Origin of the sequence: Arenimonas sp., assembly GCF_035721105.1 — a bacterium.
Classification (GTDB): Bacteria; Pseudomonadota; Gammaproteobacteria; order Xanthomonadales; family Xanthomonadaceae; genus Arenimonas.
Window position 1 is genome coordinate 1 of sequence record NZ_DASTNG010000059.1, and the last position, 25,084, is coordinate 25,084.

Genomic DNA, 25,084 nt, shown 5'->3' on the forward strand with positions numbered 1-25,084 from the left:
GGCCACGACCGCCTTCACGCCCAGCAGGTTGGTGCCCTTGGCGGCCCAGTCACGCGAGGAGCCGGTGCCGTATTCCTTGCCGGCGAAGACCACCAGCGGCACGCCCTCGGCCTTGTACTTCATGGCCGCGTCGTAGATCGCGAGCTTGTCGCCCGACGGGTAGTGGATGGTGTTGCCGCCTTCCTCGCCGCCCAGCATCAGGTTCTTGATGCGGATGTTGGCGAAGGTGCCGCGCACCATCACGTCGTCGTTGCCGCGGCGCGAGCCATACGAGTTGAAGTCGGCCGGCTGCACGCCGCGCGCCTGCAGGAACTTGCCCGCGGGCGAGCTGGCCTTGATGTTGCCGGCCGGGCTGATGTGGTCGGTGGTGATCGAGTCGCCGAACACGCCCATCACGCGCGCGCCGTTGATGTCCTCGATGTGGCCGACCGACATCTTCATGCCGTCGAAGTAGGGCGGGTTCTTGATGTAGGTGGAGGCATCGTCCCAGGCGAACTTGGCGCCGTCGGGCGAGGCGATCTGGTTCCAGCGGGTGTCGCCGCCGAAGACGTTGGCGTAGTTGGCCTTGAACATCTCCGGACCAACGGTCCTGGCGATGAAGTCGCCGATTTCCTTGTTGGTCGGCCAGACGTCCTTGAGGTACACCGGCTGGCCGTCCTTGCCCGTGCCCAGCGGCTCGGTCGACAGGTCGATGTCGGTGGTGCCGGCGATGGCGTAGGCGACCACCAGCGGCGGCGAGGCCAGGTAGTTCATCTTCACTTCGGCGTGCACGCGGCCTTCGAAGTTGCGGTTGCCCGAGAGCACCGAGGTCACGACCAGGTCGTTCTCGGCGATGCCCTTGGACACTTCCTCGGGCAGCGGGCCGGAGTTGCCGATGCAGGTGGTGCAGCCGTAGCCGACCACGTGGAAGCCGAGCTGCTCGAGGTCGTCGAGCACGCCGGCCTTCTTGAGGTAGTCGGTGACCACCAGCGAGCCCGGGCCGAGCGAGGTCTTGACCCACGGCGCGGCGGTGAGGCCCTTGGCCACGGCGTTGCGCGCCAGCAGGCCGGCGCCCAGCATCACCGCCGGGTTGGAGGTGTTGGTGCAGGACGTGATGGCGGCGATGACGACCGAGCCGTCGGTGAGGTGCGCGTCCTGGTCCTTGATGCGGATCTTCGACTTCGGCTTGGCGGCCAGGTGGCCGGCCTGCGGCTGGTGGCCGCCTTCGGCGTCCATGCGCGCCACGTCGCCGTTCTTCTGCTTGCGGTTGGCGGTGAGTGCGCCGAGGTTGGCGTTGAAGTTGGCCTTCATGTCGCTCAGCAGCACGCGGTCCTGCGGACGCTTCGGGCCGGCCAGCGAGGGCTTCACTTCGCCCATGTCCAGCGACAGCACGGCGCTGTACTCGGCTTCGACCGACGGGTCGCGCCACAGGCCCTGGGCCTTGGCGTAGGCTTCGACCAGGGCGATCTGGCCGTCGTCGCGGCCCGACAGGCGCAGGTAGTTCAGCGACTCGGCATCGATCGGGAAGATGCCGCAGGTGGCGCCGTATTCCGGGGCCATGTTGGCGATGGTGGCGCGGTCGGCCAGCGGCAGGTGGTCCAGGCCCTCGCCGAAGAACTCGACGAACTTGCCGACCACGCCGTGCTTGCGCAGCATCTGGGTGACGGTGAGCACCAGGTCGGTGGCGGTGGCGCCCTCGGGCAGCTTGCCGGTCAGCCTGAAGCCGACGACCTGCGGGATCAGCATCGAGCTCGGCTGGCCGAGCATCGCGGCCTCGGCCTCGATGCCGCCGACGCCCCAGCCCAGCACGCCGATGCCGTTGATCATGGTGGTGTGCGAGTCGGTGCCGAACACGGTGTCCGGGAAGGCGTACTTGACGCCGTCGATGTCGCGCGCCATCACCACGCGGGCCAGGTGCTCGAGGTTGACCTGGTGGACGATGCCGGTGTTGGGCGGCACCACCTTGAAGTTGTCGAAGGCCTTCTGGCCCCAGCGCAGGAAGCTATAGCGCTCCTGGTTGCGCTCGAACTCGATCTTGCCGTTGAGGTCGAGGGCCTCGGGCTTGCCGAACACGTCGACCTGCACCGAGTGGTCGATGACCAGCTCGGAGGGGATCAGCGGGTTGATCTGGTCGGCGTTGCCGCCGAGCTTGACCACGGCGTCGCGCATCGCGGCCAGGTCGACCACGCAGGGCACGCCGGTGAAGTCCTGCAGCACGACGCGCGCCGGCATGAAGGCGATCTCGGTGTCGGGCTCGGCCTTGGCGTTCCAGGTCGCGACCGCTTCGATGTGCTCCTTGCCGACGGTCATGCCGCCGTCCTCGCAGCGCAGCAGGTTCTCGAGCAGGATCTTCATCGAGTACGGCAGGCGCGCCAGGTCGAAGCGCTGGCCCAGCTTGGCCAGGCTGAAGTAGGTGTAGGACGTGCCGTTGACGACCAGTTGGTCGCGGGTGGCGAAGGAGTCGCTCATGGACAGGCTCCGGGCTTTGGAAGAGGGGGCTGGGAGGCGCGCAGGGCGGCCGCGTCAGCCCCGTATTATGCCCCAAACCATACCCCGCCGTCCGCTCGCGGCGCCCGCTCAGTGCGTCGCGTCGAGCCAGTCCCGGGCCGCTTGCACCATCGCGCGGCGGCCGAACAGGAAGTCCCAGTAGCTGCCGCCCAGCTGGCGCCACAGCACCGCCGCGCGCAGCGCGGCGAGCAGGGTGGCGCGGACTTCGCCGACCAGCGCCGGCTGCCCCAGGTAGACCGGGTTGCCCTGCACCAGCACGCGCGGCCCGACCGGGCTGACTTCGCGGGCGTACAGCTCGCCCAGGCGGCCCAGCACGGTGGCGTGGGTCGGGCCGAAGTGCTCGCGCTGGCGGGCGATGTCCTCCAGCCCGTCGTGCACCGCCTGCGGCGCGCTGCGGTGGCGGATGAAGCTGCGCTCGAGGTGCAGCACGGTCATCGCCATGCGGGTGATGGCCGGGTCGCGGCCGGCGCCGCCCTCGAGCTGGCCGACCAGGCGGCGCAGGCCGGGGCCGAGCTTGCCGGCGCCGTCGAACACCGCCTCGGGCGATTCGGCGTCGAACCGGAACAGGCTTTCGATGCAGGCCGACAGCGGCTGCGTTTCGGCCTGGCCGTTCTGGGCCATCTGCTGGACGAGCTGCACGGCCTGGAGCAGGCCGGCGAGGGCGAGGGCGCGATCCTTCATGCGTCGGGGGTCTTCAATTCGATCGTGGGGGCGTTGGTGCGGGCGATCACGGCACCGCCCAGGCATTCGTCGCCACGGTACAGGACCAGGGACTGGCCGGGGGTGACCGCGCGCTGCGGGACCGCGAAGGCTACGGAAAGCGAGCCGTCGGCGTCCACCCGGACCTCGCAGGCCTGGTCGGGCTGCCGGTAGCGGGTCTTGGCGGTGCAGGCGAAGGCCGCGGCGGGCGGCGCGCCGGCGATCCAGTGCGCGGGCTCGGTCTGCAGCCGGTCGGACAGCAGCCAGGGACTGTCGCTGCCCTGGTCGACGAACAGCAGGTTGCGGGCGACGTCCTTGCCCACCACGAACCAGGGCGCCGCCGGCCGGCCGCGCACGCCGCCGACCTGCAGGCCTTCGCGCTGGCCCAGCGTGTAGTACCAGACGCCGGCGTGGCGGCCCACCACGGCGCCGTCGACGCTGCGGATCTCGCCCGGCTGGGCCGGCAGGTACTGGCCCAGGAATTCGCGGAAGTCGCGCTCGCCGATGAAGCAGATGCCGGTGGAGTCCTTCTTGGTCGCGGTCGGCAGCCCGGCCTCGGCCGCCAGCCGGCGGACCTCGGCCTTGGGCAGGTCGCCGACCGGGAACAGGGTGGCGGCCAGCTGCGCCTGGCCCAGCTGGTGCAGGAAATAGCTCTGGTCCTTGTCCTGGTCGACGCCGCGCAGCAGCTGCCAGCGGCCGTCGCGATGGGCGACGCGGGCGTAGTGGCCGGTGGCGATCTTCTCGGCGCCCAGCGCCCGCGCCTCGTCCAAGAAGGTCTTGAACTTGATCTCGCGGTTGCACAGCACGTCGGGGTTGGGCGTGCGGCCGGCGCGGTACTCGGCCAGGAAGTGTTCGAACACGCCGGCCCAGTACTCGCGGGCGAAGTTGCGGGCGTGGAAGGGGATGCCGAGGCGGCCGCAGATGCCCAGGGCATCGCGGCGGTCGTCCTCGGCGCGGCAGTCGCTGGTCGCACCGGGCGCGCGTCCGTCGGCACCGCCCGGGGCGTCGTCGTCCCAGTTCTGCATGAACAGTCCGGCGATCGACTCGCCCTGCCGCTGCAGCAGCAGGGCGGCGACCGAGGAATCGACGCCGCCGGACATCCCGACGATGACGCGCGCCGGGCTCATGCCGTGTGGTTCATGGCCTGGAGCGGGAAGCGGCGGCCGCCAAGGAAATCCTCGACCACCTGCCAGACCAGCGGGCTGCGGTGCCGGGCGGCTTCCGCGGACAGCTCGGCCGGCGTCAGCCACAGGGCCTGCAGGATGCCCTCGTCCAGGGCGCGGTCGGGATGGTGGCGCAGGGGCTCGGCGGCGAAGGCCATGCGCAGGAAATGGCGGCCATCCGCCGGCGCCTTCCACTGGTAGGCGCCGATGAAGGCGGTCAGCGTCACGTCCCAGCCGGTTTCCTCGAGCGTTTCGCGGCGGGCGGCTTCCAGCAGGGTCTCGTCGGGCTCGAGGTGGCCGGCGGGCTGGTTGATCACCCGCTCGCCGCGCACCTGCTCTTCCACCATCAGCAGCCGGCCGTCGCGCACCACGACGGTGGCGACGGTGACGTCGGGCTGCCAGAAGCGTCCGCTGCGATAGCTCAAAGGTCGTCCTTGCCGGTCAGGTCCTTCTCGACCTCGTCGGCGGCCAGCGCGGTGAGGTCGATCGCCTCGTCCAGCGTATCGGCGTCGGCATCGGCGTCGATCTTGGTGACGAACATGGCCACCCGGTCCTGCTTCACCCAGGCGCCCAGGATCATCTCCTGGCTGCGCGCCAGCAGGTCGTTGGCGACCGAGGCTGGGAAGTTGTCGGTGGCCGACTGGTAGCCGGGCGACCAGATCTCGCGGACCTTGTGGTGCGTGGTCTCGCTGGTGACGGTGCGGACCCAGACCAGCTGGGTGCGGTCGTCATCGAGCCGCACCACGATCTGGAAGTCGCCGTCGTCGTCGATCTCGAACGGGGTGCCCTTGCTTTCGAGCTGGGCCTTCACGACCGGGTCGGGCTCGGCCGCGGCGGCCGTGAAGGACAGCGCGAGCAGGGCGAGGACGAGCAGGGCGGGGCGCAGGATCATGGGGATTCCTCGGGGCGTGGGCGCCGGCGGTCCGGCCCGGGCATTGTCGGCGCAAAGCCCGCGCGGCGTCCACGCCGTCGCGTGGTCTTGCCAACGCCGTCGCCCGCCCCGATTTATACTGCCGGCATGCCCCAAGACCCCCATCCCGAATTCGAACACGACCGCGGCCTGGCCGTCGAAGCCTCGCGGCCCGAAGTGGTGCGCCCGCCGCTCTACCAGGTGCTGCTGCTGAACGACGACTTCACGCCCATGGACTTCGTGGTCGAGGTCCTGCAGACCTTCTTTGCCATGAACCGCGAGAAAGCCACCCAGGTCATGCTCCAGGTCCACACCCGGGGCAAGGGCGTTTGCGGCGTCTACACGCGCGAGGTGGCTGAATCGAAGGTGACGCAGGTCAACGACTTTTCCCGCGAACACCAGCACCCCCTGTTGTGCACCATGGAAAAGACCTAGGCTGGCCCCATAACGGAGCAAACGTTCCGGAGACGCCAAATGTTCAGCAAGGATCTCGAGTACACCATCGGCCAGTGCTACAAGCAGGCCCGCGAAGCCCGGCATGAGTTCATGACGGTCGAGCACCTGCTGCTGGCCCTGCTGGACAACCCCTCGGCGGCCGGCGTGCTCAAGGCCTGCGGCGCCGACCAGCCCAAGCTGGCCACGGGCTTGCGCCAGATCATCGCCGACACCGTGCCGGTGCTGCCGGCCGACGACCCGCGCGACACCCAGCCCACGCTGGGCTTCCAGCGCGTGCTCCAGCGCGCCGTCTACCACGTGCAGTCCTCGGGCAAGAAGGAAGTGACCGGCGCCAACGTGCTGGTGGCGATCTTCGGCGAGAAAGACTCGCACGCGGTGTATTTCCTCAACCAGCAGGAGATCACCCGGCTCGACGTCGTCAATTACCTCTCGCACGGCATCGCCAAGATCGGCGACGGCCCCGAGGACAAGCCCGCGCCCGAGGCCAAGCCCGAAGGCGAGGAGGGAGGCGAGCCGAAGGGCAACCCGCTGCAGGAGTTCGCCGCCAACCTCAACGAGCTGGCGAAGGAAGGCAAGATCGACCCGCTGATCGGCCGCGAGGACGAAGTCGAGCGCACCATCCAGGTGCTCTGCCGCCGCCGCAAGAACAATCCGCTCTACGTCGGCGAAGCCGGCGTGGGCAAGACCGCGCTGGCCGAGGGCCTGGCCTGGCGCATCGTCGAGGGCCGGGTGCCGGCCGTGCTCAAGGACGCCGTGATCTACTCGCTCGACCTGGGCGCGCTGGTGGCCGGCACCAAGTACCGCGGCGACTTCGAGAAGCGGCTCAAGGCCGTCATCCAGCAGATCAAGAAGGAGCCGGGTGCGATCCTGTTCGTGGACGAGATCCACACCATCATCGGCGCCGGCTCGGCCTCGGGCGGCACCATGGACGCCTCCAACCTGATCAAGCCGGTGCTCCAGAACGGCGAGCTGCGCTGCATCGGCTCGACCACGTTCCAGGAGTACCGCGGCGTGTTCGAGAAGGACCGCGCGCTGGCCCGTCGCTTCCAGAAGATCGACGTGGTCGAGCCGACCATCGCCGAGGCGGTGGCCATCCTCAACGGCCTCAAGACCCGGTTCGAGGCCCACCACGACGTGGAGTACGCCTCCGACGCCCTCCAGGCCGCGGTCGACCTCTCGGTCAAGCACATCAACGACCGCCTGCTGCCCGACAAGGCCATCGACGTCATCGACGAGGCCGGCGCCCGCCAGCGCCTGCTCGACGAGGACAAGCGCAAGAAGGTGGTCGACGTCGAGGAAATCGAGCTGATCGTCTCGAAGATGGCGCGCATCCCGGCCAAGCAGGTCAGCGCCTCCGACAAGGACGTGCTCAAGAACCTCGAGCGCAACCTCAAGATGGTCATCTTCGGCCAGGACCCGTCCATCGAGACGCTGGTGTCGGCGATCAAGCTGGCGCGCTCGGGCCTGTCCAACCCGGACAAGCCGATCGGCAACTTCCTGTTCGCCGGCCCCACCGGCGTGGGCAAGACCGAGGTCACCAAGCAGCTGGCGATGCAGCTGGGCATCGAGCTGGTGCGCTTCGACATGTCCGAGTACATGGAGTCGCATTCGGTCAGCCGCCTGATCGGCGCGCCCCCGGGCTACGTCGGCTTCGACCAGGGCGGCCTGCTGACCGAGAAGATCGTCAAGACCCCGCACTGCGTGCTGCTGCTCGACGAGATCGAGAAGGCGCATCCGGACGTGTTCAACATCCTGCTGCAGGTCATGGACCGCGGCGTGCTGACCGACACCAACGGCCGCGAGGCGAACTTCCGCAACGTCGTGCTGGTGATGACCACCAATGCCGGCGCTTCGCAGGCGGCCCGCCGCACCATGGGCTTCGTCGAGCAGAACCACACCAGCGACGCGATGGAAGTGATCCGCAAGGCCTTCACGCCGGAGTTCCGCAACCGCCTGGACGCCATCATCCAGTTCGGCGCGCTGGGCATCGACCACATCCTGCGGGTGGTGGACAAGTTCCTGATCGAGCTCGAGGCGCAGCTGCACGAGAAGCACGTCAGCCTGTCGGCGACGGCCGAGGCGCGGCAGTGGCTGGCCGAACACGGCTTCGACCCGCAGATGGGTGCCCGCCCGATGTCGCGCCTGCTGCAGGACAAGATCAAGCGCCCGCTGGCCGACGCGCTGCTGTTCGGCGACCTCGCCCATGGCGGCCGGGTCCTGGTCGACGTCAAGGACGGCGAGCTGGTCGTGGTCACCCAGGCCGAGCCCGAGAAGCTGCTGCCCGCCACGGTCTGATCACCGGCCTCGGCGTGTCCAGCGAAATGCCCGCCGTCGAGGCGGGCATTTCGCATCCAGGCCTGGCCCGTCGGCAGGCAGCGCGCCACGGACCTGCGCGCGGGGTCAGGCCGCCGGCGTGCGGCGCGACTGCTCGATGCTTTGCATCGCGATCAGCGACCGGGTCTGGCTGAGCAGGTCGCTGGACGGCCGGGCCGCGCCGATCTTGGTGCCCATGCCGAAGAGGTTGCGCATGATGGTGACCGGCGTACCCAGGATGCCCCAGGGGAATCCCCACCAGCCCAGCAGTCCCGACTGCAGGGTCGCCAGCAACTGGCGCTTCACCCCGCAGGGCTTGCAGGAAAACTGCGACTTGCTGTTCCAGGACGTGACCAGCACGGCGGACCAGATCGTGTGGGACGTATGCACGTCGGTGGGGCCGGCGCCGCGGCAGACGGGGCAGGGGGCCTTGAAGATCTTTTCGGCCTCGGCCTGGACCAGGTAGTCCGGCACCGTCTTGCCGACGCTGAGGATCGGCCCGCGCCCGAGGCAATTGTCATTGCAGTACTGGTCGGGCCCGGCGCGCTTGCCGAAGAAAACGGTGGTGCCGCAGCACGCGCAAGTCGCCATGCCCATCCCCTGGTCATCGAATGAAGAGCCGGGAGTCTAGGCGGGAGGCCGCGGGCGGCACAATACGGTGCGGCTGCGGCCCGGGGACCGGCCGGGCGCCAGGCCAAACAAAACGGCGGCCCTGGGCCGCCGTTCTTGTTGCCAGAACCCCCGCATTACTTCATGCGGTAGGTGATGCGGCCCTTGGTGAGGTCGTAGGGCGTCATCTCGACCTTGACCTTGTCGCCGGTGAGGATGCGGATGTAGTTCTTGCGCATGCGACCGGAGATGTGGGCGGTGATGACGTGGCCGTTCTCGAGCTTGACCCGGAACATGGTGTTCGGGAGGGTCTCGAGCACCGTGCCTTCGAATTCGATGGAATCGTCTTTGGACATTCTTGGTTTCGCTGGACGGGGAAGCCGGCCTTGGAAGCCGCGCATTCTGCCATGTCCCTGCCGGGCTTGCAAAAATTTGGTTAATCGCCGGCGGGGCCGGCCAGGCGTGCCGCCTGGAAATCCGTGCGATCGGGGGCCCAGAGGCCCGGCGGGGCGGGCGCTGCGGCCAGGCGGGCCACTTGGGCCAGGAAGTCGGGGCGGGGCAGGCGCTGTCCGCCCAGCGAGGCCAGGTGTGCATTCTCGACCTGGGCGTCGAGCAGGGGGCAGCCGGCGCCGGCCAGGATCCGGCACAGGCCGGCCAGCGCCGCCTTCGAGCCGCCCGAGACGCCGCTGAACATGCTTTCGCCGAAGAACATCCGGCCGATGCCCACGCCGTAGATGCCGCCGACCAGGCGCCGGCCGTCGTACACCTCGACCGAATGCGCATGGCCCAGCCGGTGCAGCGCGCCATAGGCGTCCATCATGTCCTGCGTGATCCAGGTGCCGTCCTGCCCGGGCCGGGGCTGCAGCGCGCAGGCCAGCACCACCCGGTCGAACGCCGTGTCGGCCCGGACCTGCCACCCGCTGCCGCGCAGGCTGCGCCGGAACCGCGACGGCAGCCGGAACCCGGCCGTGTCGAACACCATGCGCGGGTCCGGGCACCACCACAGGATCGGGTCGCCCTCGGAAAACCACGGGAAGATGCCGTGCCGGTAGGCATTGAGCAGCCGCGTCGGCGACAGGTCGCCGCCCATGGCGAGCAGGCCGTTCGGGTCCGGGTGCGCGCGCGCCGCCGGCGGGAACGGCGCCTCGGGGTCAGCCGGCAGCAGGGGCAGGCGGATCGGCATCGCGATAGGGGCTGTGCGCCAGGACGGACTGCCGATAGCTTGCCGTGCCGGCGCGCTCCTGTGCGCACCAGCCGTCGATGGCCCGCGCGAATTCCGGGTCGGCCAGCCAGTGGTGGCTGTGGGTGGCGACCGGCAGGAAGCCGCGGGCGATCTTGTGCTCGCCCTGGGCGCCGGGCTCGAACACCCGCAGGCCTTCGCGCAGGCAGTAGTCGATGCCTTGGTAGTAGCAGGTCTCGAAGTGCAGGCCCGGCGACGGCTCCGGTTCGCTGCTGCCCCAGTAGCGGCCGTAAAGCGTGTCGCCGCCGCGCAGGCACAGGGCGCCGGCCACCGTCTCGCCGTCCCGGTCGGCCAGGAACAGCACCAGCTGCCGCGGCATCGCCGTCGCCAGGTGCCGGAAGAACTCCAGCGTCAGCGCCGGATGGTTGCCGTAGTCGGCGAAGGTGCGGCAGTAGAAGAAGTGCATGGCCGCGAGCTCGTCCTCGGTGGCCTCGTCGCCGTGCACGGTGCGGAAGCCGTAGCCGGCGCGGCGGACCTTGTCGCGCTCCTGGCGCAGGTTCTTTCGCTTCTTGGGCTGCAGCGCCGCCAGGAAGTCGTCGAAGCCGGCCCAGCCGCGGTTGTGCCAGTGGAACTGCACGTCCTCGCGCGCCAGCCAGTCGGCGCCGAAGGCCGGCGCCTCGTCCCCGGGGTGGAAGTTGACGTGGATCGAGGACAGCCCGTCCCGCCGCGCCCGGTCGGCCATCGCCGCCAGCAGCGCGTGCCGGTCCGCAGCGTCGCGGGCCAGCAGCCGGGGGCCGGTGACCGGGGTGTAGGGCACGCCGACCAGCCACTTCGGGAAATAGTCGCGGCCGAAGCGGGCGTAGGCGTTGGCCCAGGCGTGGTCGAACACGAACTCGCCGTGCGAATTGGTCTTGAGGTAGGCCGGCGCGGCGGCCACCAGTTCGCCGTCGCGCCAGAGCGAGGCATGCCGCGGCGTCCAGCCCCAGCGCGGGCGCAGGCAGCCCTCGCGCTCCAGGCCGGCCAGGAAGGCGTGCGCGAGGAAGGGATGGCGGCGGTCGTGCAGGGCGTCCCAGGCCGCCGCAGGCAGTTCATCGAGGGCGGCGTGCAGGCGCAGTTCGGTCATGCCGCCAGCTTACGCGACGCGTTCGTGACGGGGCCGTGGGAGTGGCCCGGGGCCCCGCGCAGAACGTGCCGGGCTTATTCCTTGTCGAGGAACTTCTCGGCGTCCAGCGCCGCCATGCAGCCGAAGCCGGCCGAGGTGATGGCCTGGCGGTAGACCTGGTCGGCCACGTCGCCGGCGGCGAACACGCCCGGCACCGAGGTGGCGGTGGCGTTGCCGTCCAGGCCCGACTTGATGGTCAGGTAACCGTTGCGCATGTCCAGCTGGCCCTCGAACAGCGAGGTGTTCGGGGTGTGGCCGATGGCCACGAAGAAGCCCTGCACCGCGATCTCGCGGGTGGATTCGTCCTTGGTCGAGCGGATGCGCATGCCGGTCACGCCGGAATCGTCGCCCAGCACTTCGTCGACGCTATGGTCCCAGATGATCTCGACCTTGCCGGCCTGGGCCTTGGCGAACAGCTTGTCCTGCAGGATCTTCTCCGAGCGCAGCTTGTCGCGGCGGTGCACCAGGTAGACCTTGCGGGCGATGTTGGACAGGTACAGCGCTTCTTCGACGGCCGTGTTGCCGCCGCCGATCACCGCCACGTCCTGGTCGCGGAAGAAGAAACCGTCGCAGGTGGCGCAGGCCGACACGCCCTTGCCCATGAACCGCTGCTCGGAAGCCAGGCCCAGGTACTTGGCGCTGGCGCCGGTGGCGATGATCAGGCCGTCGGCCGTGTACTCGCCGCTGTCGCCGACCAGGCGGAAGGGCCGGCGGCCCAGCTCCACGGTATGGATGTGGTCGAAGATGATCTCGGTCTCGAAGCGCTCGGCGTGGGCCTGCATCCGCGCCATCAGGTCCGGGCCCATAAGGCCGTGGGCGTCACCGGGCCAGTTGTCGACCTCGGTGGTGGTCATCAGCTGGCCGCCCTGCTGCAGGCCGGTCACCAGCACCGGCTTGAGGTTGGCGCGGGCGGCGTAGACGGCGGCCGAATAGCCGGCGGGGCCGGAGCCGAGGATGAGCAGGCGGCAGTGCTTGGGGGCGGTCATGTATGATTCTTCGTCCGTTGAAGGGGGCGCGCGGGCACCGGCCGGCAAAGGGTCCGGGGCGTGTCGCGGAGGGGGCTAGCTTGGCGGGCGGGGCAGGCCAAATCAAGGCGGGCCGGCCGGTCGCTGTGTTGCGGGCGGGGTCCGTGAAGAAACGGGCTTGTTGGTGTGAATTGCTGTATAAACAGCCGTCTATAAAGGTTTCCTGAGGTCTTTTCTCTCAGTGGCGCGAACTCCAGACCGTAGCACCACCGCCGGCCTCGACCGCCGCCAGAAACTCTGGCGCGAGCTCGCGCTGGTCGCGATTTCCCCGCTGCTGCTGTACCTGCTGGCCAGCCTGCTCAGCTACCACTCGGACGATCCGGGCTGGTCCACCACCGGCAGCGTCACCGGCCAGATCAACAATTTCGGCGGCTTCGTGGGCGCCAAGCTCGCGGACCTGGCCTTCGGTTTCTTCGGCTACGTGTCCTACACCGTCCCGCTGGTGCTGGGCGGCGTCGCCTGGATCGCGCTGTTCGGGCTCGACTCCGACGGCGACGGACGGGTGGACTTCGGTCCGGCGCTCCGGCTGATCGGCATCGTCGGCTTCCTGGTCAGCGCCTGCGGCCTGGTCCACAACCTCGGCGGCCCCATGCCGAACCTGCCCGCCGGCTCCGGCGGCGTGCTCGGCGAGGTGGTGGGCGCGTCCATGCGCAGCGTGTTCGGCGTAATGGGGGGCAACCTGTTCCTGCTGTCGCTGGTGCTGATGTCGGTCACCCTGGCCACCGGCCTGAGCTGGTTCGCGCTGATGGACTGGATCGGCGGCAAGGTGCTGGCGCTGGCGTCGCGCCTGGGCAAGGGCACCCGCCAGGCCGCCGAGTGGCAGCGCGCCCGGGTCATGCGCGAGGAGCGCGAGGAAGTGCGCAAGGTCGAGACCGTCAAGCGCGCCAAGCGCGAGCCGGTCTACATCGAGCCGCCGCCCAAGCCCGTCATCGAGAAGTCCGAGCGCGCCCAGCGCGAGCAGCAGATCCCGCTGTTCAACGCCGGCGGCGGCGAAGGCCTGCCGCCGCTGTCCCTGCTCGACGACCCGAAGGAGCAGCCCAAGGGCTATTCCGAGGAAACGCTGGAAACGCTGTCGCGCCAGATCGAGTTCAAGCTCAAGGACTTCCGCGTCGAAGTGCAGGTGGTCGGTGCCTACCCGGGCCCGGTGATCACCCGCTTCGAGATGGAGCCGGCGCCGGGCGTCAAGGGCAGCCAGATCAGCTCGCTGGACAAGGACATCGCCCGCGGCCTGAGCGTGAAGTCGGTGCGCGTGGTCGACGTGATCCCGGGCAAGTCGGTGGTCGGCCTGGAGATCCCGAACTCGCACCGTGAAACCATCTACCTCAGCGAGATCCTGCGCTCGAAGGAATACGACAAGGTCGCCTCGCCGCTGGCGATGGCCCTGGGCAAGGACATCGCCGGCCGGCCGATCGTGGTCGACCTGGCGCGCATGCCGCACCTGCTGGTGGCCGGCACCACGGGCTCGGGCAAGTCGGTGGGCGTGAACGCCATGGTGCTGAGCCTGCTGTACAAGGCCACCGCCAAGGAAGTGCGGATGCTGATGATCGACCCGAAGATGCTCGAGCTCTCGGTCTACCAGAACATCCCGCACCTGCTGGCGCCGGTGGTCACCGACATGAAGGAGGCCGCCAACGGCCTGCGCTGGTGCGTGGCCGAGATGGAGCGCCGCTACAAGCTGATGAGCGCGGTCGGCGTGCGCAACCTGGCCGGCTTCAACCGCAAGGTCAAGGACGCCCGCGACGCCGGCCAGCCGCTGATGGATCCGCTGTTCCGCCCGAACCCGGACCTGGGCGAGGCGCCGCGGGTGCTCGAGGAGCTGCCCTTCATCGTCGTCTTCATCGACGAATTCGCCGACATGATGATGATCGTCGGCAAGAAGGTGGAGGAGCTGATCGCCCGCCTGGCGCAGAAGGCCCGCGCCGCCGGCATCCACCTGATCCTGGCCACGCAGCGCCCCTCGGTGGACGTGATCACCGGCCTGATCAAGGCCAACATCCCGACCCGCATCGCCTTCCAGGTCTCGAGCAAGATCGACTCGCGCACGATCCTGGACCAGTCCGGCGCCGAAACACTGCTCGGCAACGGCGACATGCTGTACCTGCCGCCCGGCACCGCCATGCCCGAGCGCGTGCACGGCGCCTTCGTCAGCGACGACGAGGTGCACCGCGTGGTGGCGCACCTGCGCGCCAACGGCGGCGGCCCCGACTACATCGAGGGCGTGCTGGAGGAAGTGCAGACCATGGGCGACGGCGTCGTGGTCGGCCCCGGCGGCCTGCCCGAGGCCAGCAGTTCGGGCGACGAGTCCGATCCGCTGTACGACGAGGCGGTGAAGGTGGTCACCGAGACCCGGCGCGCGTCCATTTCCGGCGTGCAGCGCCGCCTCAAGATCGGCTACAACCGCGCCGCCCGCCTGATCGAGGCGATGGAGGCGGCCGGCATCGTCTCCGGCCCCGAGCACAACGGCGACCGCACCGTCATCGCCCCGCCGCCGCCCCGCTGAACCGCGGGAAACGGCGCGGGCCGGTCGGCCCGGCCGCGTCCCGTTCCGTTCAGCTGGCGGGCGCCAGACTCCCTGCAACGACCTTCCGGTGAACCCCGCCATGCGCAAGCTCCTCGTCCTGTCCCTGGTCCTCGTCGCGGGCATCGCCCACGCCGGCGCGCGCGAGCAGCTCGATGTCTTCAGCAACGGCGTGCAGGGCCTCGCGGCGACCTTCGAGCAGCGCGTCTACGACGCCGGCGGCGCGCTCCGGGAAACCTCGTCGGGCACGGTGCAGCTGCAGGCGCCGCGGCAGTTCCGCTGGGAATACCTCAAGCCCTATCCGCAGCTGATCGTGGCCGACGGCGACCACATCTGGATCTACGACCCGGACATGGAGCAGGTCACCGTCCGCCAGCAGAGCCTGGAAGAGCAGAACAGCCCGCTGGCGATGCTGATCGACATCGGCCAGATGGAGCGGCAGTTCAAGGTCACCGAGGGCGGCCAGGGCCAGGGCCTGTCGTGGCTGGAGCTGGCGCCGCGCAAGCCCGAGGAGGCGCCGTTCGACCGCGCCCGCCTGGGCTTTGGCCCGGCCGGGCTGGTGCGGATGGAGATGTTCGACGGCCTGGGCCAGCGCACGGTGATGGGCTTCTCGGCCTGGAAGCGCAACCCGGCCTTCGCGGCGGGCACCTTCGTGTTCGTCAAGCCCGAGGGCGTCGACCAGATCGGCGAAGTCGCCGAGTCGGCCGAGGTCATCCCGCTCCGGGACTGAGGTCCGGCCCGGCGCGCGCCCGCCTGCGGCGACCCGGGGCCCCGTTCTCGTAGAATGGCCGGGTGCGCAAGGCCAAGCCCGCCAGTGACCCGCTGTTCCAGCCCCCGGAAGGCCTGAAGCCGCTGGCCGAACGCATGCGGCCGGCCGCGCTGGACGACATGGTGGGCCAGCGCCGGCTGCTGGCGCCGGGCTCCGCGCTGCGCCGTGCGGTGGAATCGGGCCGCGTGCATTCGATGATCCTCTGGGGCCCGCCCGGCTGCGGCAAGACCACGCTGGCGCTGCTGCTGGCGCGCTACGCCGAGGCCGAGTTCGTCGCCATTTCCGCCGTGCTGTCGGGCCTGCCGCAGGTGCGCGAGGTGCTGGCCGCGGCCGAGCAGCGCTTCGCGGAGGGCCGCCGCACGGTGCTGTTCGTGGACGAGGTGCACCGCTTCAACAAGACCCAGCAGGACGCCTTCCTGCCGCACATCGAGCGCGGCAGCATCCTGTTCGTCGGCGCCACCACCGAGAACCCCAGCTTCGAACTCAACTCCGCGCTGCTCTCGCGCTGCCGCGTGCACGTGCTCGAGGCGGTGTCGCCCGACGACATCGCCGAGGCCCTGCGCCGCGCCCTCGCCGACGCGGTCCGCGGCCTGGGCGGGCAGGGCATCGCGGTCGACGACGAGCGCCTGCGCGAGATCGCCGGGGCCGCCGACGGCGACGTCCGGCGCGCGCTGACCCTGCTCGAGATCGCCGCCGAACTGGCCGCCGACGAAGGCGGCCGCATCACCGAGGCCACCCTGGTGCAGGTGCTGGCCGACCGCAGGCGTCGTTTCGACAAGCAGGGCGAGCAGTTCTACGACCAGATCTCGGCCCTGCACAAATCGGTCCGCAGCTCGAACCCGGACGGCGCGCTGTACTGGTTCGCGCGCATGCTCGACGGCGGCTGCGACCCGGTCTACCTGGCGCGGCGCCTGACCCGGATGGCGGTCGAGGACGTCGGCCTGGCCGACCCGCGCGCCCTTCAGATGGCGATCGAAGCCTGGGACGCCTACGAGCGCCTGGGCAGCCCCGAAGGCGACCTGGCGCTGGCGCAGGTGGTGATCTACCTCGCCAGCTGCGCCAAGTCGAACGCCGCCTACGTGGCGTTCAAGGCGGCCCAGGCCGACGTGCACGAGGGCGGCACCCAGGAGGTGCCGATCCACCTGCGCAATGCGCCCACCCGGCTCATGAAGCAGCTCGGCTACGGCAGCGGCTACCAATACGACCACGACGCCCCCGACGGCATCGCGCTCGACCAGACCGCGTTCCCGGAGGCGATGGGCGAACGCGTGTACTACCAGCCCGTCGACCGGGGACTGGAAATCAAGCTCAAGGACAAGCTCGATCGCCTGCGCGCAGCGCGCGCCGCCGCGAGGCCATCCCTTGACTGAGCGCGAGGCCACCGCGGTCGCCGGCTTCGACCGCGCCGGGCAGCTGCAGGCCGACGGTTTCGTGCTGCTGCGGGGCGTGATCCCGGCGGACTGGTGCGAAGCGCTGCGGGCGGGCTTCGATGCCGCGGTGCTGCCCAACGCGCAGTGGCCGGTGCCGCGCGGGGCGGACTGGCGCCATGCCTGGCTGGATGACTCGCCGCGCGTGCAGGCCGTTTGCCGGCTGCCCGAGGTGCTGGCGGCGGCGGGCGCGCTGATCGGCGAGCGCTTCTTCCTGGCCCAGGTCGAGGGACGCGAGCCGCTGCCCGGCGGTGGCCACCAGGGGCTGCACCGCGATTTCTCGGCGTACCGGCCGGACGATACGGCGCTGGCGATCGCGTTCCTGGACGACTACGGCCCCGGCAACGGCGCCACCCGGGTCGTGCCGGGCAGCCACCGCCTGGCGTCCTTCGACTTCGCCGACACCTCCGCGGCCGTGCAGCTGGAAGGTCGCGCGGGCGACATCCTGGTGTTCACCGCCGACCTCGTGCACGCCGGCAGCCTGAACGTCACCGGCGGCCGGCGCCGGAGCCTGCTGATGAGCTTTTTCGCCGAACCGGTCCACGCGTCGCACCTGGCCACCGCGCACCTGCGCAACATCCGCATGCCGGCGGCCTGGTTCGAGCCGCCGCCGGGCGCCGGTCAGCGTGGCGCGGTATCCACCCGCAGCACCGGGTAAAGCCCCAGCTGCGCGTCCCAGGACGGATGCCGGCGGTAGAAGAACTCCAGCCGCGCGGACGGGTTGGCCGCGAAGGCCGCATCGTCGGCCAGCCGCCGCTGGAACTCGGCCCGGAGCGCCGGATCCTTGGCCAGCATGTCGCGCGCCACGTCCTCGGCCACGTAGGCCTCCATGTATTCCTTGCGCTCGAACTGGTTGTTGAACGCGCCCCAGGCCAGCAGCGAATCCGGCGCCTGCGGCTCCAGCATGGCCATCACCAGGCGCGACTTGGGCTGGCGGATGGGCACGAACAGCGCGCCCGCACCCAGCGTGCGCCGCTCCGGCGCCCAGGTGCCGTTGACCGCCAGCGTCTGGTGGCCCTCGACCGAACCGGCCGAAAGCGCCTGGCTGTCGGCGCGGAAGGCTTGGACGTCGAACTCGCCCGGGTCGGCCAGCTCGCGGAACGCCACGCCGTGCACGCGCAGCTTCGCGGCGACGCCAGCCGCGTGTTCGGCCGGCACCAGGTAGCCTGCGCCGGGCATCGGCACCGACAGCGAAGGCTGCACGTCGTCGCGCATCGGCACGGTCCAGACCTGCGGGGTGGATTCGTCGTAGCGGGTCATCAGTGCGCCGGAGACGTCCGAGGGCTCGCGCGTGTAGGCGTAGCCGCGGAATTCGATCATGCGCACCGCGTCGCCGGGCGCGAAGGCCAGCGGCACCGGGGCGGTGTCGGGCTGGCTGGCCGCCACGTCCGCGTCGCGGACGATGCGCTGCCAGTCCTGGCCGTGTTCGGCGAGGTGCTCGAGCACCGACACGACCGTGTTGCGGGTGCTGCGCACGCGCTCCGGGTAGGGGCGCCAGGAGTGCGTCTCGACCAGCATCGACAGCCGGTTGCGCAGCCAGAAATAGCCGGTGGAAAAGCGCGGCGGCGCCACCGAGTCGGCGAAGCCCGAGCTCGGATCGTCGTCGACGACGAAGGACGGGTAGAAGGGCAGGGGCAGCGAGCCCTGTTCGGCCAGGTCGGCGATCACGCCGTCGCGCCACTGCTTGCCGATCGCGCGCAGCGCGGCCGGGCCGGCATGCACCGGTTCGACCTGGATGGCGATGTCGTGCTCGAACTGGGCGCCGTCGGTGGCATGCAGGTCGACCACGGCCAGCGGATCCCAGGCGTTCACCAGGGCCAGCATGGCCTGCATCTCGGGCGCGTCCGCCTTGAGGTAATCGCGGTTGAGGTTGTAGTTCTGCGCCGTGGTGCGCCAGCCCATTTCCACCGGGCCGCGCTGGTTGGGGCGGTTCCAGGCGCCGAAGCGCTCGTGGCCGTCGACGTTGAAGACCGGCACGAACACCAGCACCAGCTTGTCCAGCGCAGCCACGGCGGCCTCGCCCTCGAGGACCTGGCGCAGGGCCAGGAAGCCGGCGTCCTTGCCGTCGATCTCGCCGGCATGGATGCCGCCCTGCACCAGCACCACCGGCAGCCCGCGCTGGCGGGCCGACGCGGGATCGAGGGCGCCCGACGTGGAGGCCACCAGCGCCTTCATCGGCCGGCCCTGCGGCGTGGTGCCGAAGTCCAGGCAGCGCACCGCCTTCGGGTAGCGGGCAGCGAAGGCATCGCAAAGTTCCACCACCTCCTGGTAGCGGCCGGTGCGGGTGAAGCCGGACTGTTCGGAAACAGTGACGAGGGGTGGCGCCGCAAGGACGGGCAGGGCGGCGAGGAGCAGCGGGATCAGCAGGCGCATGGCACTCTCGGGGCGGCATGGAAAGCCGAAGCCTACAAGTTTCGGTTAGGCTTCCGCCATGAACTGGACCCTGCTTTGGCTGGTGATGGCCGGCGGCGCCCTGGGGGCCGGCGGTCGCCACCTGCTCGGCGGCTGGCTGCTTCGCCAGGCCGGGGACGGCCTGCCCTGGGGCACGCTGGCAGTGAACCTGCTGGGCAGCTTCGCCGCCGGTTTCCTGCTGGCCTGGCTGGAAGGGCGCGGGCCGGGCGCGCTTTACCTGCGCGCCTTCCTCATCGTCGGCGTGTTGGGCGGCCTGACCACGTATTCCGCGCTGATGCTCGAGTGCCTGCTGTACGCGCGAAGCGGGCGACCCGGCATGCTCATGGTTTACCTCGGCACCACCCTGGTCGCCGGTTTTGCGCTGGTGTGGGCCGGCGCGCGCCTGGCCGAGGCACTGCGCGCCGCCTGAGGCCGGGCGTCAACGACGCCCGGCCCCGACGGGCCGGCGATCAGCGGCCGGGGACGCGGCAGCAGGTCCGGGAGGCGCGGATATCCTGCGGGCTGGCGCTGTTGTTGCGCGCCGAGCACGTGCCCGCGTGGAAGAACACGAACGGCACCTGCCAGTCCGAGGCCTCGCAGTTGGTCGCGGTGGCGGTGTAGCCGGCCGGGCAGGCCGGCGCACTGGCATTGGCCGTGCCGCCGGCCGGGATGCCGCTCACCGTGGTGTTGGCCGTGTCCACGCACTGCACGGCGGTGGCCAGCGGCGGCGCGAAGTAGCCGACGATGTCCGCGACGAAGTGCGAGCGCGCGAACGTGTAGACGGTGAAGTCGAACGACGACAGCGGGTTCGGGATCTGGACGATCAGGGCGTTGTTGACGATGGCGCCGCCGGTGTAGTTGATGCTGGCCGCCACCGGCTGCGCGGTGCCGAAGGGATAGGCCGTGGCGTAGCCCGCGCCGTCGGGGGTGACCGCGGTGAGGTTGACCGCCACCGCCGTCGCGTTCAGGCCCAGCGTGCCGCAGTTGGTCGCGCTGCCGCCCTGCGAGGTGAAGTTGGACGCATTGATGGCGATGAAGTTGCGCGTGCTGTTGCCGCTGATCGCACCGGCGGCCGTGCTGCGGGTGTCGAGGATCCGGCACGGGGCGACCGGCGTATAGACCAGGTCGTTGGCCAGCGCGCCCAGGGCCTGGGTGCCGTCACCGTCGGCCAGGGCCAGTTTCGTGATCACCGCGTCGTCGTCTAGCCGCTGCCCGACGCCGCCCAGCTCCGCCATCGCACCCTCGAAGGTGTCGCGCTGCAGGGCGGCGCGGAAATTGGCGGGATCGGCCTGGATCAGGCTGGGCACCATGCGCTCGGCCCAGGCGTCGATCGGCACGCCGTGCACGCGCTGGACGTAGTAACCCCACTTGAGCACCAGCTGGCGCGCGAGTTCGCCGCGCTCGGCGGGCGTCAGCGGCGAAGTGTCCGCCGGCGCCAGCAGGCCGGCCGGTGCCTGGGGGGCGCCCGGCGCCCGGGGGGCCGCGGCGGCGGCGCCGCCCAGTCCGATCAACAGGGCGCTCGCGAGAGGAACGAAGAAGCGGATTCGGCTGGACATACGGGGAAGCTCCGGGAGGTCGGCGGGCCGGATGGCACGCAGCCGGATGAACGCGTCGGGGCGAGCGGCACGGCCAGTCCGGACCGACGGCCGCCCGGCCGCAGCAAATCGTTGCGCCGCTGGAGGTCGGCGGAGGATAATCCGGCGACCCGTTTCATTATTGGAATGACCCATGCTCGACCCGACCCTGCTGCGCGGCCAGCTCGCCGACACCGCCGCGCGCCTGCAGGCCACCCGGGGGTTCGCCCTGGACGTGGCCGCGCTGGAGCGCCTGGAGGCCGAGCGCAAGCAGATCCAGACCCGCACGCAAGAGCTGCAGAACCTGCGCAACACCCGGTCCAAGGCGATCGGCATGGCGAAGGGGAAGGGCGAGGACACCCGCGCCCTCATGGCCGAGGTCGCCGGCATCGCCGACGAGCTCAAGGCCGGTGAAGCGCGGCTGGAAACCATCCGCGCCGAGATCGACGCCATCGCCCTGGCCGTGCCAAACCTGCCCGACGCCAGCGTGCCGGCCGGCAAGGACGAGCACGACAACCAGGAAGTGCGCCGCTTCGGCGTGCCGCGCGCGTTCGACTTCCCGGTGAAGGATCACGTGGAGCTGGGCGCCCGCGACGGCTGGCTGGACGGCGACACCGCCGCCAAGCTCAGCGGCGCGCGCTTCACCGTGCTGCGCGGCCAACTGGCCCGCCTGCACCGGGCGCTGGCGCAGTTCATGCTGGACCTGCACACGCAGCAGCACGGCTACCTGGAAGTGAACGTGCCGCTGATCGTCAATGCCGACAGCCTGCGCGGCACCGGCCAGCTGCCGAAGTTCGAGGAGGACCTGTTCGCCACCGATTTCGGCGACAGCAAGCGCTACCTGATCCCCACCAGCGAAGTGCCGCTGACCAACATCGTGCGCGACGTGATCGTCGACGACGCCCAGCTGCCGCTGCGCATGGCCGCGCACTCGCTGTGCTTCCGCGCCGAGGCCGGCAGCCACGGCCGCGACACCCGCGGCATGATCCGCCAGCACCAGTTCGAAAAGGTGGAGCTGGTCTCCATCGCCCGGCCGCACGAATCCGCGGAAGAGCACGAGCGGATGACCCGCTGTGCGGAAGTCGTCCTGGAGACGCTGGGGCTGCCGTACCGCAAGGTGCTGCTGTGCACCGGCGACATGGGCTTCGGCGCCATCAAGACCTACGACCTGGAGGTCTGGCTGCCCAGCCAGGACACCTACCGCGAGATCAGCAGCTGCTCGAACTGCGGCGATTTCCAGGCCCGGCGCATGCAGGCGCGCTGGCGCAACCCGGCCACGGGCAAGCCCGAGCCGGTGCACACGCTCAACGGTTCGGGCGTGGCCGTGGGCCGCTGCCTGATCGCGGTGATGGAAAACTACCAGCAGGCCGACGGCAGCATCACCGTGCCCGAGGCGCTGCGGCCCTACCTGGGCGGACTGGAAAGGATCGGCGCATGAACCACCCGGATCTGAACGACCTGCAGTTCTACGCCATGGTGGTCGAGCACGGCGGCTTCGCCGCGGCCGAGCGCGCGCTGGGCATCCCCAAGAGTCGCCTGAGCCGCCGCATCGCCCAGCTCGAGAACGAACTGGGCGTGCGCCTGCTGCAGCGAAGCACCCGCAAGTTCGCCGTCACCGACGTCGGCCAGAGCGTGTACCGCCACGCCCAGACCATGCTGGCCGAGGCCCAGGCCGCGCGCGAGGCGGTCGACCGCGTCAGCGCCGCGCCGCGCGGCAGCATCAAGGTCAGCTGCCCGGTGTCGATCGCCCAGGAAGTGCTGGGCCCCATCCTCCCCGAGTTCATGAAGAAGCATCCGCAGGTGCGCCTGCAGCTGCACGTCAGCAACCGCCGGGTGGACGTGATCCAGGAAGGCTTCGACGTCGCCGTCCGCGTGCGCAGCCAGCTCACCGACGACGGTGAGATGGTCGCCCGCAGCTTCGGCCAGCTGCGCGAGCTGCTGGTGGCCAGCCCGAAGTACCTCGACCGCATCGGCCGCCCCGCGCAGCCGTCCGACCTGGCCGGCCACACCACGCTGAGCATGAGCGAGGACGACAGCCGCCAGCGCTGGACCCTGCACGGCCCCGAGGGCCAGGTGCAGAAGGTCGAGCTGCAGCCGCTGCTGATGGCCCACGATTTCCCGCTGCTGATGGCCGCCGCCCGCGACGGCCTGGGCGTGGTGCTGCTGCCCGAACTGACCTGCGCCGAAGCCATCCGCCGCGGCGAACTCGAGGTCGTGCTGCCGCAATGGAGCCTGCCCCAGGGCATCTGCCACGCCATCTACCCCAGCCGCCGCGGCCTGCTGCCGGCCGTGCGCGTGTTCATCGACTTCCTCGCCGAGCGCCTGCCCGGCATCATCGAGGACAGCCGCCTCAAATGCGGCACCAAGGGCGGCGTCCCATGCCCCCCGGGCGGCGCCCCTTGATGCCCGGCCGTGGCGCCCCTTGATGCCCGACGGCGGCGCCCCCTAATGTAGGAGCGGCTTCAGCCGCGAATCTTTTCGCAACACGCCTCCAAAATACGGAGAGATGGCCGAGTGGTTTAAGGCAGCGGTCTTGAAAACCGCCGAAGGGTCAAACCTTCCGTGGGTTCGAATCCCACTCTCTCCGCCACCCGCGGACCCTCTCCACACGATCCACGCCGGCGGCCAGGCCGACGTCTGTATTCACGTGCCTTCTACGCCGGCCGACGGCACTCTTCGGCGGTCGGGCCTGACCGGGTCCCGGCCAAGGGGACGCCCCGCGCGGGCGAAGTCAGAACGGGTTATCTGGAGGAGTTCGTCGTGAAGAAACACAGCACGATGCTGATCGCGTGCCTGGCCCTCGCCTGGGGATCGCTCACGTCCCCCGGGGCGATGGCGCAGCAAACGGCAGAGCAGTTCTATCGGACCATCGTGCAGTCGAGCGGCCATGGGTCCAGGATGGTCTACAACTCGGACGGCCGTTTCTTCGTCCGCGATCCGGCGACGGGCGAGCCATGGAATGGTCTTGAGATGGACATCGCCGATGGCGAGGCGCCGGGGACAGGCTACGGCGGCTTCGTCGCACTGCTCCGCAACCTGAGCGGCATCGAGTATTGCGTCCGGACCGTGTACGCCTTCGAGCCGGGCCAGCAGTACGACAGGATCCAGGCGCCGGAGCCGGGCAACTACACCCTGCCGGCGGGCGAGTCCCACATCTCCGCCGTGGTCCATGGGTTGGGCGCCGAATCGCAGTCGCTGCGCATGGGCGTGGCCTACTGGCGGCCGGACTACAGCCGCGAGCGAGCCTGCAGCGACGTGGCGCCGGCGGGCTTGATGGACTGGGTGAACAACTTCTCATGGGACAACGAGCCCAACACCTTCCCCGGAAGCCGACGCTGACGGCCAAGGGGTATCGCGGGGAGCGGCGCCGCCTCCGGCAGGTGCGCGGCGCCGGTTGGTCGCCAGGGCCGCTTCACGGCAGGAACAGCGCAAAGCCCAGCGCCGAATTCGCGGCGAGCGTGGCCCACAGCGAGCGGGTGCGGGCGTACAGCGCCGCGAGCGCGCAGCCCACGGCCGCGGAAGACAGGCTGGTGGCCCAGCCCAGCGAGTAGTACATCGGAACCATCGCCAGGCCGGACATCAGCACGGCCGGCCAGGTGCCGACGGCGCGCTCGGCGAGGGTGACCAGCCACAGCCGCAGCGACAGTTCCTGCATCAGCGGTTCGAACAGGACCAGCGAAACCGCGATCGGGAGCCCGATGGCGGCGACGCGGTAGCCGCTGTCGATGCCGGCGTCGGGAATCCACAGGCCCAGCAGTTTCAGGCCGCACCAGAGCACGAGCGCCACGGCCAGGCCGCAGGCCACGGCTTTCCCGCGCGGCAGCAGGCCGGCGCCGGGTGCCGGCAGCGACAGCTGGCGGGCGAAGGCCCAGTAGCCAGCGATGACGAAGCCCGCCGGCAGCAGCAGCGACTGCATGCCGATCGAGGCGGCGATTTCCCCGGGGCTGCGTTCGGCGGGCACGTGCAGTTCGTTGAAGACGAACATGTTGCTGCGGCAGACCGTGGCGCCGGTTTCGGCGGCGAGCTGTTCCAGCAGTTTCCGGGCCGGGTGGTTCTGGTCGTGGTTGAGCGCGCCGATCGAATACTCGCGCGCCTGTGGGCCGCAGGGCCTGGGCGGGGGCAGGGTGGCGCTGGCCTCGCGCACGCGGCCGGCGGGCACGCGGCCGTGGCGGGCGTCGACCTGCTCGGCCAGGGCGTTTAGCTGCGCGGGCGTGCCTTCCACCCAGACCAGGGCGCGATCGGCGCCGGCGGTACGCATCTCGGCCAGCATGAAGCCGCGCAGCGCGACGGCGTAGACCAGCGGCAGGCAAAGCGCCAGGACCAGCAGCAGCGTGCGGCGAGGCAGGGTCATGCGCGCTCCCGGTTCGCACCTCCCCGGTGCGAGGGAAGGATAGCGGCGCG

Annotated in this window: 23 protein-coding genes and 1 tRNA gene; 11 read left to right on the forward strand and 13 right to left on the reverse strand. The window is 70.3% G+C overall.

The features are described 5' to 3' along the window. The 5 genes from acnA to VFQ84_RS09425 all read right to left on the reverse strand — a co-directional run. Positions 1 to 2,448 (reverse strand): aconitate hydratase AcnA (gene acnA, locus VFQ84_RS09405; RefSeq protein ID WP_325131381.1); only part of this gene is annotated, 2,448 nt, incomplete at its 3' end. Positions 2,449 to 2,556: 108 nt separating this feature from the next. After that, complete coding sequence (hflD, locus tag VFQ84_RS09410; protein WP_325131382.1) at positions 2,557 to 3,168, reverse strand: high frequency lysogenization protein HflD; 612 nt, start codon at positions 3,166 to 3,168, stop codon at positions 2,557 to 2,559. After that, the gene (gene mnmA / locus VFQ84_RS09415) at positions 3,165 to 4,313 is read right to left on the reverse strand and encodes a tRNA 2-thiouridine(34) synthase MnmA (protein ID WP_325131383.1); all 1,149 of its coding nucleotides are present in this window, start codon (positions 4,311 to 4,313) and stop codon (positions 3,165 to 3,167) included. Before mnmA ends, hflD begins: the two co-directional genes overlap by 4 nt. Further along, entirely contained in the window at positions 4,310 to 4,774 is a 465-nt protein-coding gene (locus VFQ84_RS09420; protein ID WP_325131384.1) for an NUDIX hydrolase, read from the reverse strand. Before VFQ84_RS09420 ends, mnmA begins: the two co-directional genes overlap by 4 nt. After that, positions 4,771 to 5,241, reverse strand: a complete 471-nt coding sequence (locus VFQ84_RS09425; RefSeq protein ID WP_325131385.1) for a hypothetical protein — start codon at positions 5,239 to 5,241, stop codon at positions 4,771 to 4,773. The genes VFQ84_RS09420 and VFQ84_RS09425 overlap by 4 nt, the downstream gene beginning before the upstream one ends. 126 nt (positions 5,242 to 5,367) lie before the next feature. On the opposite strand from VFQ84_RS09425, the gene clpS reads away from it, so the two are divergent. Further along, complete coding sequence (gene clpS, locus VFQ84_RS09430; protein WP_325131386.1) at positions 5,368 to 5,694, forward strand: ATP-dependent Clp protease adapter ClpS; 327 nt, start codon at positions 5,368 to 5,370, stop codon at positions 5,692 to 5,694. Positions 5,695 to 5,733: 39 nt separating this feature from the next. Continuing rightward, on the forward strand, positions 5,734 to 8,010 hold the full coding sequence (gene clpA, locus VFQ84_RS09435; RefSeq protein WP_325131387.1) for an ATP-dependent Clp protease ATP-binding subunit ClpA: 2,277 nt from the start codon (positions 5,734 to 5,736) through the stop codon (positions 8,008 to 8,010). A 105-nt stretch (positions 8,011 to 8,115) separates the two neighbouring features. On the opposite strand, the gene VFQ84_RS09440 is transcribed toward clpA, so the two are convergent. The 5 genes from VFQ84_RS09440 to trxB all read right to left on the reverse strand — a co-directional run bounded on the left by VFQ84_RS09440 (position 8,116) and on the right by trxB (position 11,965). After that, positions 8,116 to 8,619 (reverse strand): hypothetical protein, encoded by a 504-nt coding sequence (locus tag VFQ84_RS09440; RefSeq protein WP_325131388.1) that lies wholly within the window; start codon positions 8,617 to 8,619, stop codon positions 8,116 to 8,118. A gap of 155 nt (positions 8,620 to 8,774) precedes the next feature. After that, positions 8,775 to 8,993, reverse strand: a complete 219-nt coding sequence (infA, locus tag VFQ84_RS09445; protein ID WP_034211033.1) for a translation initiation factor IF-1 — start codon at positions 8,991 to 8,993, stop codon at positions 8,775 to 8,777. Between the two features lie 80 nt (positions 8,994 to 9,073). Further along, a complete protein-coding gene (gene aat, locus VFQ84_RS09450) occupies positions 9,074 to 9,820 on the reverse strand; it encodes a leucyl/phenylalanyl-tRNA--protein transferase (protein WP_325131389.1) in 747 nt (248 codons plus the stop codon). After that, complete coding sequence (locus VFQ84_RS09455) at positions 9,789 to 10,940, reverse strand: GNAT family N-acetyltransferase (protein WP_325131390.1); 1,152 nt, start codon at positions 10,938 to 10,940, stop codon at positions 9,789 to 9,791. Before VFQ84_RS09455 ends, aat begins: the two co-directional genes overlap by 32 nt. A 74-nt stretch (positions 10,941 to 11,014) precedes the next feature. Next, entirely contained in the window at positions 11,015 to 11,965 is a 951-nt protein-coding gene (gene trxB / locus VFQ84_RS09460; RefSeq protein ID WP_325131391.1) for a thioredoxin-disulfide reductase, read from the reverse strand. A gap of 220 nt (positions 11,966 to 12,185) precedes the next feature. Here trxB and VFQ84_RS09465 point away from each other — a divergent pair, with 220 nt between their 5' ends. The 4 genes from VFQ84_RS09465 (at position 12,186) to VFQ84_RS09480 (ending at position 17,376) form a co-directional block, all read left to right on the forward strand. Next, positions 12,186 to 14,504: a DNA translocase FtsK gene (locus VFQ84_RS09465; protein ID WP_414637024.1), complete on the forward strand. Its 2,319-nt coding sequence runs from the start codon at positions 12,186 to 12,188 to the stop codon at positions 14,502 to 14,504. Between the two features lie 100 nt (positions 14,505 to 14,604). Further along, the gene (lolA, locus tag VFQ84_RS09470) at positions 14,605 to 15,252 is read left to right on the forward strand and encodes an outer membrane lipoprotein chaperone LolA (protein ID WP_325131392.1); all 648 of its coding nucleotides are present in this window, start codon (positions 14,605 to 14,607) and stop codon (positions 15,250 to 15,252) included. Between the two features lie 134 nt (positions 15,253 to 15,386). Further along, a complete protein-coding gene (locus VFQ84_RS09475; protein WP_325131433.1) occupies positions 15,387 to 16,661 on the forward strand; it encodes a replication-associated recombination protein A in 1,275 nt (424 codons plus the stop codon). Then, a complete protein-coding gene (locus VFQ84_RS09480; RefSeq protein ID WP_325131393.1) occupies positions 16,654 to 17,376 on the forward strand; it encodes a phytanoyl-CoA dioxygenase family protein in 723 nt (240 codons plus the stop codon). The genes VFQ84_RS09475 and VFQ84_RS09480 overlap by 8 nt, the downstream gene beginning before the upstream one ends. Here VFQ84_RS09480 and VFQ84_RS09485 read toward each other — a convergent pair. Beyond that, positions 17,340 to 19,091: a M14 family metallopeptidase gene (locus VFQ84_RS09485; RefSeq protein WP_325131394.1), complete on the reverse strand. Its 1,752-nt coding sequence runs from the start codon at positions 19,089 to 19,091 to the stop codon at positions 17,340 to 17,342. The two genes, VFQ84_RS09480 and VFQ84_RS09485, sit on opposite strands and share 37 nt — an antisense overlap. 58 nt (positions 19,092 to 19,149) lie before the next feature. On the opposite strand from VFQ84_RS09485, the gene crcB reads away from it, so the two are divergent. After that, positions 19,150 to 19,539 (forward strand): fluoride efflux transporter CrcB, encoded by a 390-nt coding sequence (crcB, locus tag VFQ84_RS09490; protein ID WP_325131395.1) that lies wholly within the window; start codon positions 19,150 to 19,152, stop codon positions 19,537 to 19,539. A 40-nt stretch (positions 19,540 to 19,579) separates the two neighbouring features. Here the strand turns inward: crcB and VFQ84_RS09495 are convergent, their stop codons facing one another. Continuing rightward, a complete protein-coding gene (locus VFQ84_RS09495; protein WP_325131396.1) occupies positions 19,580 to 20,665 on the reverse strand; it encodes a hypothetical protein in 1,086 nt (361 codons plus the stop codon). A gap of 172 nt (positions 20,666 to 20,837) precedes the next feature. Here VFQ84_RS09495 and serS point away from each other — a divergent pair, with 172 nt between their 5' ends. From serS to VFQ84_RS09515, 4 genes are all read left to right on the forward strand, one after another. Continuing rightward, positions 20,838 to 22,121, forward strand: coding sequence for a serine--tRNA ligase (gene serS / locus VFQ84_RS09500; RefSeq protein WP_325131397.1), 1,284 nt, complete (start codon positions 20,838 to 20,840; stop codon positions 22,119 to 22,121). Continuing rightward, on the forward strand, positions 22,118 to 23,086 hold the full coding sequence (locus tag VFQ84_RS09505) for a LysR substrate-binding domain-containing protein (RefSeq protein ID WP_414637025.1): 969 nt from the start codon (positions 22,118 to 22,120) through the stop codon (positions 23,084 to 23,086). The genes serS and VFQ84_RS09505 overlap by 4 nt, the downstream gene beginning before the upstream one ends. Before the next feature lie 97 nt (positions 23,087 to 23,183). Next, positions 23,184 to 23,273: transfer RNA gene (locus VFQ84_RS09510), tRNA-Ser, on the forward strand. Positions 23,274 to 23,443: 170 nt separating this feature from the next. Further along, positions 23,444 to 24,022, forward strand: coding sequence for a hypothetical protein (locus VFQ84_RS09515; protein WP_325131398.1), 579 nt, complete (start codon positions 23,444 to 23,446; stop codon positions 24,020 to 24,022). Between the two features lie 73 nt (positions 24,023 to 24,095). On the opposite strand, the gene VFQ84_RS09520 is transcribed toward VFQ84_RS09515, so the two are convergent. After that, complete coding sequence (locus tag VFQ84_RS09520; protein ID WP_325131399.1) at positions 24,096 to 25,034, reverse strand: type II CAAX endopeptidase family protein; 939 nt, start codon at positions 25,032 to 25,034, stop codon at positions 24,096 to 24,098. Positions 25,035 to 25,084 lie beyond the last annotated feature (50 nt).